The following is a 12,731-nucleotide window of genomic DNA, read 5'->3' as shown; positions in this document are numbered from 1 at the left end:
TGTCGGTCGACCGGAGGCGCAGGAGGCGTCGTCGCCCACCACTTCGATTGCTTGACGGGCGTCATTGCCCGCGGCGCTTACGGCTCATGCCCAGTGGTTAAGCATTCGAAACCGCCTGGTAACGACTATTTATGCGGCCCCTCGTATAGATAGCCACCCGATCCATCATACGGCCGCACCGAACAGACTGCCCAGGGCATACGTCACACCCGCCGCGGCGCCCCCCAGGGCCAGCTGACGCAGTCCGCTGAACCACCAGGTTCTGGCCGTCACCCTGGCCACCACCGCGCCGCACCCGAAGAGCCCGACGAGCGCCACCAGCACGGCCGGCCACAGCGCGCTCGCACCGAGCAGATACGGCAGGACGGGCAGCAGGGCGCCCACCGCGAAGGCGCCGAAGCTCGACACGGCGGCGACGACCGGCGAGGGAAGGCCACCGGGGTCGACCCCCAACTCCTCGCGCGCATGGATCTCCAGAGCCCGCTCGGCGTCGCGCGACAGCTGGCTCGCCACCTCACGCGCGAGCCCCGGCTCGACACCGCGCGCCTCGTACAGCGCGGCCAGCTCCTTCTCCTCGTCCTGGGGATGCTGGCGCAACTCCCGCCGTTCGACGTCGAGCTCGGCCTCGACGAGTTCACGCTGCGAGGCGACGGAGGTGTATTCGCCGGCGGCCATGGAGAAGGCCCCGGCGGCGAGCCCCGCGAGACCGGCGACGACGATCGCCTCCCGGCCCATCGATCCGCCCGCCACACCCGTCATCAGCGCCAGGTTGGACACGAGTCCGTCCATCGCCCCGAACACGGCCGGCCGCAGCCAGCCTCCGTTGACGTCCCGGTGGGTGTGGTTGTCGCGGTGCGCCTCGTGCGGCGCGGCCTCGGTCTCAACGATCGCCATATCTCGAACGTACGCTCGGATAATCGCTTCTGCCAGCAAGGAAGGCCGTACTTACCCGGCTCCGCCAGGCGTCCGGACGAGCCCTCTCGACTTGTTCGAGGAACGCTTCCGCTCATTCGTATATGACCCTGCACAGATGTCGACCGGGTGATACGGAGGCGTTCCGGGGCCGCCGAAGCACCCGATGTGGCAGGGATCTTCCCAGCGAAAGCTGGGAAATCTCGGAAATCCTCAGAGCGGATCAACTGCCCATCGGGCCAGATCTGCCCACCGGGTCAGAGAGGCGCCATATGCCTTCCATCGTCTGTATTCCTCCGGTTCCGGCGCCGGGGGACGCCGCCGGCCTCCGTGAACGGGCACGTGGGGCCATGCTCGGGCTCGCCGTCGGGGACGCACTGGGTGCGCCCGCCGAGAACATGAAGCCCTCCGAGATCCGTGCGCGCTGGGGGCGCATCACGGGGTACGTGGCGCAGACCCCCGCGGGGACGGACGACACCGAGTACGCCATCTTCTCCGGGCTGCTGCTGGCCCGGCACGGCTCGGCGCTCACCGTCGCGCATGTGGAGACGGCCTGGCACCAGTGGATCGCGGATCTGGACGAGGGACCGTTCCGGGGCGCCGGCTTCAGCGAACGCGGCACCCTGGAGAACCTCCGCCGGGGCCTTGCCGCGCCGATCTCCGCCCAGCACCGGCACGCCTGGAGCGACGGCCTGGCCATGCGCGCGGCCCCCTTCGGCGTCTTCGCGGCGGGCCGACCCGCGGAAGCCGCCCGCCTGGTCGCCGTCGACGGCTCGGTCAGCCACGACGGCGAGGGCATCTACGGCGGCCAGGCGGTCGCCGCCGGCGTGGCGGCGGCCATGGCGGGCGCCCCCACCATCGCGGTCGTGGCCTCCGCCCTCGCCGCCGTCCCCGACGACTCCTGGACCGCCCGCTCCCTGCGCCGGGCGGTGGCCGTCGCCCACCGCGGCGAACGCGCGGTCCGCTCCGCCGTCGTCATCGGCGGCTACCCCTGGACCGACCTCGCCCCCGAAGCCGTCGCCCTCGCCTTCGGCGCCTACACGGCGGCCGACGGCGACTTCACCGAGTCCGTCCTCACCGCCGTCAACATGGGCCGCGACGCCGACACGACCGCCGCCGTCGCCGGCGCGCTGGCCGGCGCGACCCGGGGAGCATCGTCGATCCCACCCGAGTGGGCCGCCGCGATCGGCCCGGCAAGAGGCAGCTGCCTCCCCTCCATGACCGGCCACCACGTGCTGGACGTGGCGGAACTCCTGGTACCGGGTGAGGGCGGGAAGTGGGTACCGGGCGAGGGCCGGAAACGGACACCGGACGAGCGCGAGAAGCGAGGTACCGACACGGAACCCCTGCACCGCGCAGAGTGGCCACCACCGGACCCGAGCGCCTTCACCCTCGCGGCGGACGACCAGACGGAGACCCCCGCATGACCCCGCCCACTGCGTGGCACGAGCCCGAGCCGCGCGAGAGGACGACGCCCGCCTCGACACCCACCCCGCGGGCGAAGAGCACGGCCGGAACGGAACTCCCGCTCACGGCGGAGCACACCGAAGCCGAAGGCACGGTCATGGCGAACCCGACCGGGACCGAACCCACCCTCGTGGCGAAGCCCACCCGGGCCCAGCCCCCGATCGCGGCAGAACCGACCGAAGCCGAACGTACGCTCACGGCGAAGCTTGCCCCACTCGAACCCACCGTCGTGGCGAAGCGCACCAGAACCCGACCCCCGCTCGCGGCGAAGCCGATCGAGGCCGGACGTGCGGTCACCGGCGGCGAGGGCGCCCCACGGGAGCCACCCGCACCCGACGACGACAGTCGCACGGGTGCGGGTGGGAACGCCCTGGCCGAAGGCGGAGCCGAGGCCGGCACGACACGCCCCCCGGGTGCCCGCCGTATCGAGGGCCTCCTCCTCGGCCTCGCCGCGGGCGACGCCGCCGGCTGGCCCGCCGCCCGGCACCGGGCCGCCCGGATGCCGGAGTGGACCCGGCGCCTCACCCGCGAGCTGGACACGTTCGCCGAGCAGAACGCCACAACCACGCTGCCGGTCCCCATCGCACTCAACCAGCCCCCCGAGCCGCTCCGCCTCGGCCCCTCCGACGACGCGGAGTGGGCGGCGTTCGCGGCGGAGGCCCTCCTGCGGGCCGGCGACGCGGGCGCCCTCGGCGGCCTGAGCCTGGAGCGCCGCACGCGCGCCTCGATCGACCTGTCCTGGAACGCCGTCGCCAGCGAGATCGCGGCGGCAGCCGAACGCGCGCCCGAGGTCGAGTCCGCCGTACTCCCCCTGCGCGCCCGGATCTCCGTCCGCGCCGGCCTCGGTAACCTCGCCGCCGGCCTGCGCCCACCCGCCACCGGCCACGACAACCCCCACTACTTCGACGACGCCGCCTGCGTACGCGCCTGCGTGCTCGCCGTCGCCCACCCGGGCGACCCCCGACTCGCGGCGGAACTCGCCGAGTTCGACGCCCGGTACACCCAGGACGGCGACGGCGTGCACGGCGCCCGCGCGATGGCCGCCGCGCTCGCGCTGGCGCTCGTCGGCGCGGACGTCGGTGACTGCGTGGAGGCCGCCCTCGCCGAACTCCCCGAGGAGACGGAGATCGGCCGCAACGCCCGCCACGCCCTGGACCTCGCCCGCCGGCACAGGAAAGAAGGCACATTCGCTCTCGTACCGCTCCTCGAGCACCAGATCGTCGACCACGTCTACAGCTACGGCATCGCCGCCGCCGAGACCGTCCCCGTGGCCCTGGCCCTCGCCACAGCCGCGCGCGGCCGGATCGCCGAGGCCGTCCCCGCCGCCGCCTGCCTCTCCCGCGTCGCCGACTCAGCCCCGGCCCTCGCCGGCGCCCTGACCGGCGCGCTCGGCGCCGCCGCCGCCATCCCCGGCGCCTGGCGGGACGCCTGCCGCACCCTCTCCGGCTGCGCCCTCCCCCGCCTCACCGGCACGGACCTCGTACACCTCGCCGAACTTCTCGCAGCCGCGGAACTCGCCAACCCAGGAGGATGATTCGGGCATGACGCCCCCCACGGAAGCCAACCTGCACGCCATGCCCCCCGCCGAAGCAGGCCTCGAAGAGCGCATCACCGGCGCCTTGGTCGGCGCCGCCGTCGGCGACGCCCTCGGCGGCCCGGTCGAGGGCTACACACCGGAGCAGATCCTCGAACGCCACGGCGGCCGTATCCACGGCGTCGTCGGCCCCTGGAGCGGCGACGACTGGCGCACCGCCCGCCCCCTCGCCCCGTACCACAAGGGCGACGGCCACGTCACCGACGACACCTTGATGACGCACGCGCTGGTCCGGGTGTACGACCGCGTCCGCGACCACCTGGACGCGTACGCCGTCGCCGAGCACCTCGTACCGGACATGATGACGACGCCGCGCTGGATCCCGGAGCTGGAGGCCGAGGCCCTCCCCCTCCAGCGGGTCTTCCTCGCCGAGAAGTGGCTGGCGGCCCGCCTCCACTACGGCCACATCGACCCCCGCGAGGCCGGCACCGGCAACATCGTCAACTGCGGCGCCGCGATGTACATGGCCCCCGTCGGCCTGGTCAACGCGGCCGACCCGGCGGGCGCGTACGCCGAGGCCCTCGACATCGCGGGCGCCCACCAGTCGTCGTACGGCAGGGAGGCGGCGGGCGTGTTCGCCGCGGCGGTGGCGGCGGCGTGTCTGCCGGGCGCGACGGCGGAGTCGGTGACCGAGGCCGTCCTCCGGCTGGCGAAGGACGGCACGCACGCGGCGGTCGAGGCGGTGTGCGAAGTGGCGTCCAGGTACACGGACTTCGAGTCGGCGCTACGGCCGCTGCGCGAGGCGGTGGCCCCCTTCGACACGGTCGGCCCCGACTACCGCACCCCCTCCCTCGGCGCCCGCCGCCCCTCCCGCCTCCACGCGATCGAGGAACTCCCCATCGCCCTGGGCATGCTGCTCGTGGCCCGCGGCGACTACCGCCACGCGGTCCTGGGCTCGGTGAACTACGGCCGCGACTGCGACTCGATCGCCACGATGTCCGGTGCTCTGGCGGGCGCGCTGGGCTCGGAGATCCCGCCCGACTGGGCCAAGACGGTGGCGGAGGCCAGCCGCCTGGACCTGCACGCCCCCGCCACGACACTGACGGAGGTCACCCTCCAGATCCACGACCAGGACGTACGGCGCCGGCGCGCCCACGAGGCCGCCTTCACCACCCTGGCGCCCCTCCGGTGACCCCCCTCCGCCTCACCTGGGTCCAGCCGGAGGACCTCCTGGGCCACGAACTCCACCAGGCGGTACAGGACGGCCGCGAATCCTCGGCCATCGCCGCTCGCTGGCAGGCGGCAGGCGGCCCCCCGGCCCCCCTCCGCGCCGGCGCGTCCGGCCGGCCGGCCTCCCGCTACGTGAGACTGCTGGCCGAGGACCTGCTGGACGAACTGGCAGACCTACCGAGCGGCTTGGCGGAGAGCGAGCCGACAGAGCTGGACAGGATCAGGGCCCTGTGCCCGAACTGGCCCGCTCACCCGGCTCGGCCCGCGCCCGCCCCGGCCACGTACCTTCCCCGCCTCGAGGCCGCCTGGCTGGGCCGCGCCGTCGGCTGCCTCCTGGGCAAACCCGTCGAAAAACTCCCTCTCACCGCCATCCGCCACCTCGCCGCCGCCGCCGGCAACTGGCCCCTCACCACCTGGTTCACCGCCCGAGGCGTCCCCCCGGAACTCCTCGCCGCCCACCCCTGGAACCGCCGCTCGGCCTCCACCTCCCTCGCCGAGAACATCGACGGCATGCCCGAGGACGACGACCTCGACTACCCTCTCCTGAACCTCCTCCTCCTGGCCCGCCACGGCAGCGACTTCACCACCACCGACGTGGCGAGGCTCTGGCTGGACGAACTCCCCGCAGGGCGCACGTTCACCGCCGAACGCATCGCCTACCGCAACCTCCTCACCGGCGTCGGCCCCCCGCACACCGCCCGCCACCGCAACCCGTTCCGCGAATGGATCGGCGCCCTGATCCGCGCCGACGTCCACGGCTGGACCAACCCCGGCGACCCGGCCGCCGCAGCAGAGCAGGCCCACCGTGACGCCACCCTCACCCACACGGCGAACGGGGTCTACGCGGCGATGTTCATCGCTGCCACCATCGCCGAAGCCGCCGCAGACACCGGCACCCGCACCCACACCCACACCCACACCCACACCCACGACATCCACCACTGCCTGCGCACCGGCCTCAAGGTCGTCCCCCCGGAATCCCGCCTGGCGAGGGCGGTCAACCACGCCCTCCGGCTCGCCGCCGAAACCGACGACTTCGACACGATCGTCGACGAACTCCACACCACCTACGCCGACCACCACTGGGTCCACGCCCTTCCCAACGCGGCCCTGCTCACCGCCGCCCTCACCCACGCGGACGGCGACTTCACGGCCTCCGTCTGCCGTGCGGTGTCGGGCGGTTGGGACACCGACTCCAACGGCGCGACGGCAGGCAGCATCGCGGGCCTTTTGGCCGGCTCCCCAAGCGCCCTCCCCGACCGCTGGACGGTCCCCCTCAAGAACCGCCTGGCCACCTCGATCTCCGACTTCGACGGCATCGGCTTCGACGCCCTGGCCCGCCTCACCCTCCGGGAGACCCACCGCCCATGACCCAGGCGTACGACCCCCCGCTCACCCGCCTCCGCGTCATCGACCTCGCCACCCTCTTCGCCGGTCCCCTCGCCGCCACGATGCTGGGCGACTTCGGCGCGGAGGTCATCAAGATCGAGCACCCCACGAAGCCGGATCCGTCCCGCGGCCACGGCCCCTCGAAGGACGGCGTGGGCCTGTGGTGGAAACTGCTGGGCCGCAACAAGCGCACACTGACGCTGAACCTCTCCACCCCCGGCGGCCGTGACACCCTCCTCCGCCTCGCCGCCACCTCCGACGTGATCATCGAGAACTTCCGCCCCGGCACCCTGGAGAAATGGGGCCTGGGCTGGCAGGAGCTGTCCGCCGCGAACCCGCGCCTGGTCCTGGCCCGCGTCACCGGCTTCGGCCAGTTCGGCCCGTACGCCCAACGTCCCGGCTTCGGCACGCTCGCCGAGGCGATGAGCGGCTTCGCCGCGATCACCGGCGAACCGGACGCCCCGCCGGTGCTGCCGCCCTTCGGTCTCGCCGACTCGATCGCGGGCCTGGCGACGGCGTACGCGGTGATGACGGCACTCGCCGGGCGTGACCGTACGGGCGAGGGGCAGATCGTCGACATGGCCATCATCGAGCCGATCCTCACCGTCCTGGGCCCCCAGCCCCTCTGGTACGACCAGCTCGGCCACGTCCAGCCCCGCACCGGCAACCGCTCCGCCAACAACGCGCCCCGCAACACCTACCGCACGGCGGACGGCTCCTGGGTGGCCGTCTCCACCTCCGCCCAGTCCGTCGCGGAACGGGTGATGCGCCTGGTCGGCCGCCCCGAGCTGATCGAGGAGCCGTGGTTCGGTTCGGGGGCGGACCGGGCCCGCCACGCGGACGTCCTGGACGAGGCGGTCGGCACGTGGATCGCCCGCCACACCCGCGAGGAGGTCATCGAGGCGTTCGAGAAGGCGGAGGCGGCGGTGGCCCCCATCCAGGACATCAGGGAGGTGATGACCGACCCCCAATACCGGGCCCTGGACACCCTCACCACCATCGACGACCCCGACCTCGGCCCCCTGCGCATGCAGAACGTGCTCTTCCGGCTCTCCGACACTCCCGGCGCCATCCGCTGGGCGGGCCGTCCGCACGGCGCCGACACCGACGCGATCCTGACCGAACTGGGCCTGTCGGAACCGGACATCGAGACCCTCCGCCAGGAGGGCGCCCTATGACCGACCGGCCGACGCCCCCTTTCCCCTGACCTGGCTGTACGTCCCCGGTGACCGCCCGGAGGTGGTCGCCAAGGCCCTGGCCTCGGGCGCGGACGTGGTGATCGTGGACCTGGAGGACGCCGTGGCCCCCGACCGCAAGGCCTACTCACGCGCGGCCACGGCGGAACTCCTCGCGGGCCCTCCTCCCGTTCCGGTCCACGTCCGCGTGAACGCCCTGGACACGCCGCTCGCCGAGGACGACCTCACCGCCCTCTCCCCCCTCCCCGGCCTGGCGGCCCTCCGCCTTCCGAAGATCACCTCCCCCGCCGAGGTCGTACGTGTCGCGGAACGCACCGCACCCGCGCGAGGAGGCAGCCTCCCGCTGTACGCCCTCCTGGAATCGGCTCTGGGCGTGGAACGGGCCTACGACATCGCCGCCTCCCACCCCGCCCTCCACGGCATCGCCCTCGGCGAGGCGGACCTCCGCGCCGATCTGGCCGTCCGCCACGACCCGGCCCTCGACTGGCCCCGCTGCCGCACAGTCCTGGCCGCCCGCGCCGCCGGCCTCCCCTCCCCCGCCCAGTCCCTGTACCCGGACACGAGAGACCTCGAAGGCCTGGCGGTCACCTCCGCCCACGGCCGCGCTCTCGGCTTTCTCGGCCGCGCCGCCGTCCATCCCCGGCAACTCCCGGTGATCGAACGCGCCTACGCCCCCACCCCGGCGGAGATCGAGTCGGCCGAGGAGATCCTCGAAGCCGCGACCACCGCCCCCGGCGCCCAAGCCCTTCCCGACGGCCGCTTCATCGACCCGGCGGTGGTAGCGGGCGCCCGGAGAACCCTGTCCCTGGCGAACCGCTCCATCAGACACTGACCAGCCGCCCGGGCCTCTCTCCCCCGAACCCGAAAACCCACCCGCCCTGACAGGGCGGGTGGGCTGGGGACGAACCGTCGCGGAGCGGCGGATCAGCTCTTCTCGGCGGACTTGGCCTTGTCCTCAGGGGCCTCCGTAGTCTCCGTACCCTCAGCGGCGGAGTCGGAGGTCTTCTCGTCCTTCTTCTCATCGTCCGACTTGGCCGCGGACTCCACCGAAGCCGCACCCTCGTCCCCGTTCCCGTCGGAGACACCCGGCTCGACGACTTCCTCGCGCCCAGGCCGCTTGCGGGCCGACAGGATGATGTAGGCCACGGCGAGGAGGAAGACGAACAGCGCGGTCCAGTTGTTCAGGCGCAGGCCCAGGATGTGGTGGGCGTCGTCCACCCGCAGGTACTCGATCCAGAACCGCCCCGCGCAGTAGGAGGCGACGTACAGCGCGAACGCCCGCCCGTGCCCGAGCCGGAAGCGACGGTCGGCCCAGATGACGAGGACCGCGACGCCGACGCACCACAGCGACTCGTAGAGGAAGGTCGGGTGGTAGGTGCCCGGCACCCGCCCGTCCGTGGAGGACGTGATCTCCAGGGCCCACGGCAGATCCGTCGGCCTGCCGTACAGCTCCTGGTTGAACCAGTTGCCCCATCGCCCGATCGCCTGCGCGAGGGCGATGCCGGGCGCCACGGCGTCGGCGTACGCGGGAAGCGGAATGCCCCGACGACGGCACCCGATCCAGGCACCCACCGCACCGAGCGCGACCGCGCCCCAGATGCCGAGCCCGCCCTCCCAGATCTTGAAGGCGTCCACCCAGTCGCGGCCCTCGCTGAAGTACAGCTCGTAGTCCGTGATCACGTGGTAGAGCCGTCCACCGACGAGCCCGAAGGGCACGGCCCAGACAGCGATGTCGGCGACCGTACCGGCCCGCCCGCCGCGGCCGACCCAGCGTTTGTTGCCGAGCCAGACGGCTACGAAGACTCCGATGATGATGCAGAAGGCGTAGCCGCGCAGCGGGACGGGACCGAGGTAGAGCACCCCGCGCGACGGGCTGGGAATGTAGGCAAGTTCCATGGCAGGGTCGACGCTACCCTGCCGGGCAGGGGCGACGGCGGGCAGGGACGGCAACGGGTCCATAACGCCCCGCCCCACGCCCCTGGCCTCACCGGGGACTCAGCCCTGGGCCTTCGCCTCCACCATCTGCTTCAGCTTGGCGGGGGTCATGGACTGGTCCGCGTAGATGTTGGTGCCGTTGAGGAAGACGCTCGGCGTGCCCGAGAGGCCGCCCTTGCGGAAGGCGTCGTTCGACTTCGCCACCCAGCTGTTGTGCCTGCCGTCCTCGACGCAGCTGCGGAAGGCGGAGGAGTCCAGCCCGTCCACCTTCCCCGCCAGGTCGAGCAGCTTGCGGTTGCTGGCGAAGTCGTCACTGGTCTCGGCGGGCTGGTTCTCGAACAGCACGTCGTGGTACTCGGGGAACCTGCCCTCGTTCTGCGCGCACGCGGCTGCGTTGGCGGCTTTCCGGGAGCCGCTGCCGCCCATGTTCCCGTCGATCAGGGTGACCAGGTGATATTCGACCTTCAGCTTTCCGGCCTCGGTCAGCTCGTGGATCGTCGAGCGGTACGCGTCCTCGAAGGACTTGCAGGCCGGGCAGCGGAAGTCCTCCCACACCGAGAGGGTCGATCTCGCGTCGGCGTCCCCGACGGGGATCGCGAGGCTGTCCTCGCCGTTCGCCCCGGAGGGCGCCACGACCGGGCCCGCGGTGGCGGCGGCGTCGTCCTTGCCCGCGTTCGCCGCCACGACGCCGATCACGGCCGCCAGCCCCAGCACGCCCAGTACCGAGGCACCCACGATCAACACCCGACGGCGCTTCTCGGCGGCCTTCTGCTTCGCTCGCTCCTCCGCCAGCCGTTCACGGGCGGTGCGCTTTCCCTCACGGTTCTTCTCGCTCACATCCCGCAGAACGAACCGGGGAGGCGCACAGCGCCTCCCCGGTCCCACTTCCACCCGTTCGAGTGAGCGGATTGCCCGTTACGTCCAGCCACCCTCGTACGACAAAGGGGTGAACGTCACGCGCCCTGTCACGCGCCCCGGCGCACGCCCTTCGCGAGCTCGCCCGCCAGTTCCCGTACGGCGTCCAGGCCGGCCGCCTCGTCCGGCGCGTCCAGCATCCGCTTCACGAAGGCGGAGCCGACGATCACCCCGTCGGCGAACCCGGCGACCTCGGCGGCCTGCCGGGCGTCGGAGACGCCGAGGCCCACGCAGACGGGCAGGTCCGTGGTCGCCTTGGTGCGCCGCACCAGGTCCTCTGCCTGCGCGCCCACGGACTCCCGGGTGCCCGTGACGCCCATCAGCGAGGCGGCGTAGACGAAGCCGCTGCCCACCGCGGTGATCTCGGCGAGACGGGCGTCCCTGCTGCTGGGCGCGACGACGAAGACCGTGCCGAGTCCGTGCTTCTCGGCGTGCTCCCGCCACAGCGCCGACTCCTGGACGGGCAGGTCGGGCAGGATGCAGCCCGCGCCGCCCGCCTCCGCGAGCTCGGCCGTGAAGCGCTCCACGCCGTAGCGGTCGATCGGGTTCCAGTACGTCATGACGAGGACGGGCTTCCCGGTGGCCTCGAAGGCCTCCCTCACCGTACGCATCACATCCGCGATCCTGACGCCACCGCGCAGCGCGATGTCGTCGGCGGTCTGGATGACGGGCCCGTCGAGGACCGGGTCACTGTGCGGCAGCCCGACCTCGACGACGTCGGCGCCCCCCTCGAAGGCCGCCTTGACGGCGGCGATACCGCCGTCGACGGTCGGGAACCCGGCCGGCAGGTAGGCGATGAGCGCGGACCGCCCCTCCGCCTTGGCGGCGGCGAGGGTGTCGCTCAACAGCTGGATGTTGCCGCTCACTTGGCGTCCCCCTCGATCTCGGCGAGGTCGGCCGCGTCGGCGGCGACCTCGGCGTCGGCAGCTGTGTCGTACAGGTCGAAGTAGCGTGCCGCCGTGTCCATGTCCTTGTCGCCACGCCCGGACAGGTTGACGACGATCAGCCCGTCCCTGCCCAGCTCCTTGCCGACCTCCAGGGCACCGGCGAGTGCGTGCGCGCTCTCGATCGCCGGGATGATGCCCTCCGTGCGCGACAGCAGACGCAGCGCCTGCATGGCCGCGTCGTCGGTGACCGCGCGGTACTCGCCGCGACCGCTGTCCTTGAGGTACGAGTGCTCGGGGCCGATGCCCGGGTAGTCGAGGCCCGCCGAGATCGAGTACGGCTCGGTGATCTGCCCTTCCTCGTCCTGCAGGACGTACGACCGCGATCCGTGCAGGATGCCCGGCTCACCGGCGGTCAGGGTCGCGGCGTGCTCACCGGTCTCGACGCCGTGCCCGGCTGGCTCGCAGCCGATGAGGCGTACGCCGGTGTCCGGGATGAAGGCGTGGAAGAGCCCGATGGCGTTGGACCCGCCGCCGACGCAGGCGACGGCGGCGTCGGGCAGCCGCCCGGCGCGTTCGAGGAGCTGGCGCCTGGCCTCCACGCCGATGACCCGGTGGAAGTCGCGGACCATGGCGGGGAAGGGGTGGGGCCCGGCGACCGTACCGAAGAGGTAGTGGGTGCGGTCGACGTTGGCGACCCAGTCGCGGAAGGCCTCGTTGATGGCGTCCTTCAGGGTCCGGGACCCGGACTTCACGGCGACGACCTCGGCGCCCAGCATGCGCATGCGCGCGACGTTGAGGGCCTGCCGCTGGGTGTCGATCTCACCCATGTAGACCGTGCAGTCGAGCCCGAAGAGCGCGCAGGCGGTGGCGGTGGCGACGCCGTGCTGGCCCGCTCCCGTCTCGGCGATGACCCGGGTCTTGCCCATACGCTTGGTGAGCAGGGCCTGCCCCAGCACGTTGTTGATCTTGTGCGACCCGGTGTGGTTGAGATCCTCGCGCTTGAGGAACACCCGGGCCCCGCCGGCGTGCTCGGCGAACCGCGGCACCTCGGTGAGCGAACTGGGCCGCCCGGTGTAGTTCACGAGCAGATCGTCGAGCTCGCGGGCGAACTCGGGGTCGTGCTTGGCCTTGTCGTACTCCACGGCGACCTCGTCCACGGCGGCGACCAGCGCCTCCGGGATGAACTTGCCGCCGTACGCGCCGAAGTACCCCTCGGTGCTGGGGACCTGACCCTCCGGGTCGGGAATGAAGAACTCACTGGACATG

General features: G+C 72.6%; 11 protein-coding genes. 6 read left to right on the top strand and 5 right to left on the bottom strand.

What is annotated here, in order from left to right; genetic code table 11:
• Window positions 1-165: 165 nt before the first annotated feature.
• A complete protein-coding gene (locus tag WBG99_RS27240) occupies window positions 166-894 on the bottom strand; it encodes a VIT1/CCC1 transporter family protein (RefSeq protein ID WP_338898827.1) in 729 nt (242 codons plus the stop codon).
• 290 nt (window positions 895-1,184) lie between these two features.
• Here WBG99_RS27240 and WBG99_RS27235 point away from each other — a divergent pair, with 290 nt between their 5' ends.
• Genes WBG99_RS27235 through WBG99_RS27210 form a run of 6 tightly spaced genes read left to right on the top strand, consistent with a single transcriptional unit; the run spans window position 1,185 to window position 8,560 of the window.
• Window positions 1,185-2,339 carry an ADP-ribosylglycohydrolase family protein gene (locus WBG99_RS27235; RefSeq protein ID WP_338898826.1) on the top strand — a complete coding sequence of 385 codons (1,155 nt, stop codon included), beginning with the start codon at window positions 1,185-1,187 and terminating at the stop codon, window positions 2,337-2,339.
• Window positions 2,336-3,913, top strand: a complete 1,578-nt coding sequence (locus WBG99_RS27230) for an ADP-ribosylglycohydrolase family protein (RefSeq protein WP_338898825.1) — start codon at window positions 2,336-2,338, stop codon at window positions 3,911-3,913. Before WBG99_RS27235 ends, WBG99_RS27230 begins: the two co-directional genes overlap by 4 nt.
• 7 nt (window positions 3,914-3,920) lie before the next feature.
• Window positions 3,921-5,105: an ADP-ribosylglycohydrolase family protein gene (locus WBG99_RS27225; RefSeq protein ID WP_338898824.1), complete on the top strand. Its 1,185-nt coding sequence runs from the start codon at window positions 3,921-3,923 to the stop codon at window positions 5,103-5,105.
• Window positions 5,102-6,514, top strand: coding sequence for an ADP-ribosylglycohydrolase family protein (locus WBG99_RS27220; RefSeq protein WP_338898823.1), 1,413 nt, complete (start codon window positions 5,102-5,104; stop codon window positions 6,512-6,514). Before WBG99_RS27225 ends, WBG99_RS27220 begins: the two co-directional genes overlap by 4 nt.
• A complete protein-coding gene (locus tag WBG99_RS27215; RefSeq protein ID WP_338898822.1) occupies window positions 6,511-7,710 on the top strand; it encodes a CoA transferase in 1,200 nt (399 codons plus the stop codon). Before WBG99_RS27220 ends, WBG99_RS27215 begins: the two co-directional genes overlap by 4 nt.
• Window positions 7,711-7,735: 25 nt before the next feature.
• Window positions 7,736-8,560: a CoA ester lyase gene (locus tag WBG99_RS27210; protein WP_338900507.1), complete on the top strand. Its 825-nt coding sequence runs from the start codon at window positions 7,736-7,738 to the stop codon at window positions 8,558-8,560.
• Window positions 8,561-8,652: 92 nt separating this feature from the next.
• Here WBG99_RS27210 and lgt read toward each other — a convergent pair whose 3' ends face one another.
• The 4 genes from lgt to trpB all read right to left on the bottom strand — a co-directional run bounded on the left by lgt (window position 8,653) and on the right by trpB (window position 12,730).
• A complete protein-coding gene (gene lgt, locus WBG99_RS27205) occupies window positions 8,653-9,624 on the bottom strand; it encodes a prolipoprotein diacylglyceryl transferase (RefSeq protein ID WP_338898821.1) in 972 nt (323 codons plus the stop codon).
• A 99-nt stretch (window positions 9,625-9,723) separates the two neighbouring features.
• Window positions 9,724-10,500 carry a thioredoxin domain-containing protein gene (locus WBG99_RS27200; RefSeq protein ID WP_338898820.1) on the bottom strand — a complete coding sequence of 259 codons (777 nt, stop codon included), beginning with the start codon at window positions 10,498-10,500 and terminating at the stop codon, window positions 9,724-9,726.
• Between the two features lie 128 nt (window positions 10,501-10,628).
• Window positions 10,629-11,444 carry a tryptophan synthase subunit alpha gene (gene trpA / locus WBG99_RS27195; protein ID WP_338898819.1) on the bottom strand — a complete coding sequence of 272 codons (816 nt, stop codon included), beginning with the start codon at window positions 11,442-11,444 and terminating at the stop codon, window positions 10,629-10,631.
• Window positions 11,441-12,730, bottom strand: a complete 1,290-nt coding sequence (trpB, locus tag WBG99_RS27190) for a tryptophan synthase subunit beta (RefSeq protein ID WP_338898818.1) — start codon at window positions 12,728-12,730, stop codon at window positions 11,441-11,443. Before trpB ends, trpA begins: the two co-directional genes overlap by 4 nt.
• Between the last annotated feature and the right edge of the window lies 1 nt (window position 12,731).

The organism is Streptomyces sp. TG1A-60 (genome assembly GCF_037201975.1).
GTDB lineage: Bacteria > Actinomycetota > Actinomycetes > Streptomycetales > Streptomycetaceae > Streptomyces.
The sequence above is the reverse complement of the archived record's forward strand: the minus strand, read 5'-3'. Positions and strand labels throughout refer to the sequence as shown.

Coding starts and splice junctions, on each gene's coding strand:
- lgt (WP_338898821.1), bottom strand. CDS start 9,624: ATGGAACTTGCCTACATTCCCAGCCCGTCGCGCGGGGTGCTCTACCTC.
- WBG99_RS27240 (WP_338898827.1), bottom strand. CDS start 894: ATGGCGATCGTTGAGACCGAGGCCGCGCCGCACGAGGCGCACCGCGAC.
- WBG99_RS27235 (WP_338898826.1), top strand. CDS start 1,185: ATGCCTTCCATCGTCTGTATTCCTCCGGTTCCGGCGCCGGGGGACGCC.
- trpB (WP_338898818.1), bottom strand. CDS start 12,730: ATGTCCAGTGAGTTCTTCATTCCCGACCCGGAGGGTCAGGTCCCCAGC.
- WBG99_RS27230 (WP_338898825.1), top strand. CDS start 2,336: ATGACCCCGCCCACTGCGTGGCACGAGCCCGAGCCGCGCGAGAGGACG.
- WBG99_RS27225 (WP_338898824.1), top strand. CDS start 3,921: ATGACGCCCCCCACGGAAGCCAACCTGCACGCCATGCCCCCCGCCGAA.
- WBG99_RS27215 (WP_338898822.1), top strand. CDS start 6,511: ATGACCCAGGCGTACGACCCCCCGCTCACCCGCCTCCGCGTCATCGAC.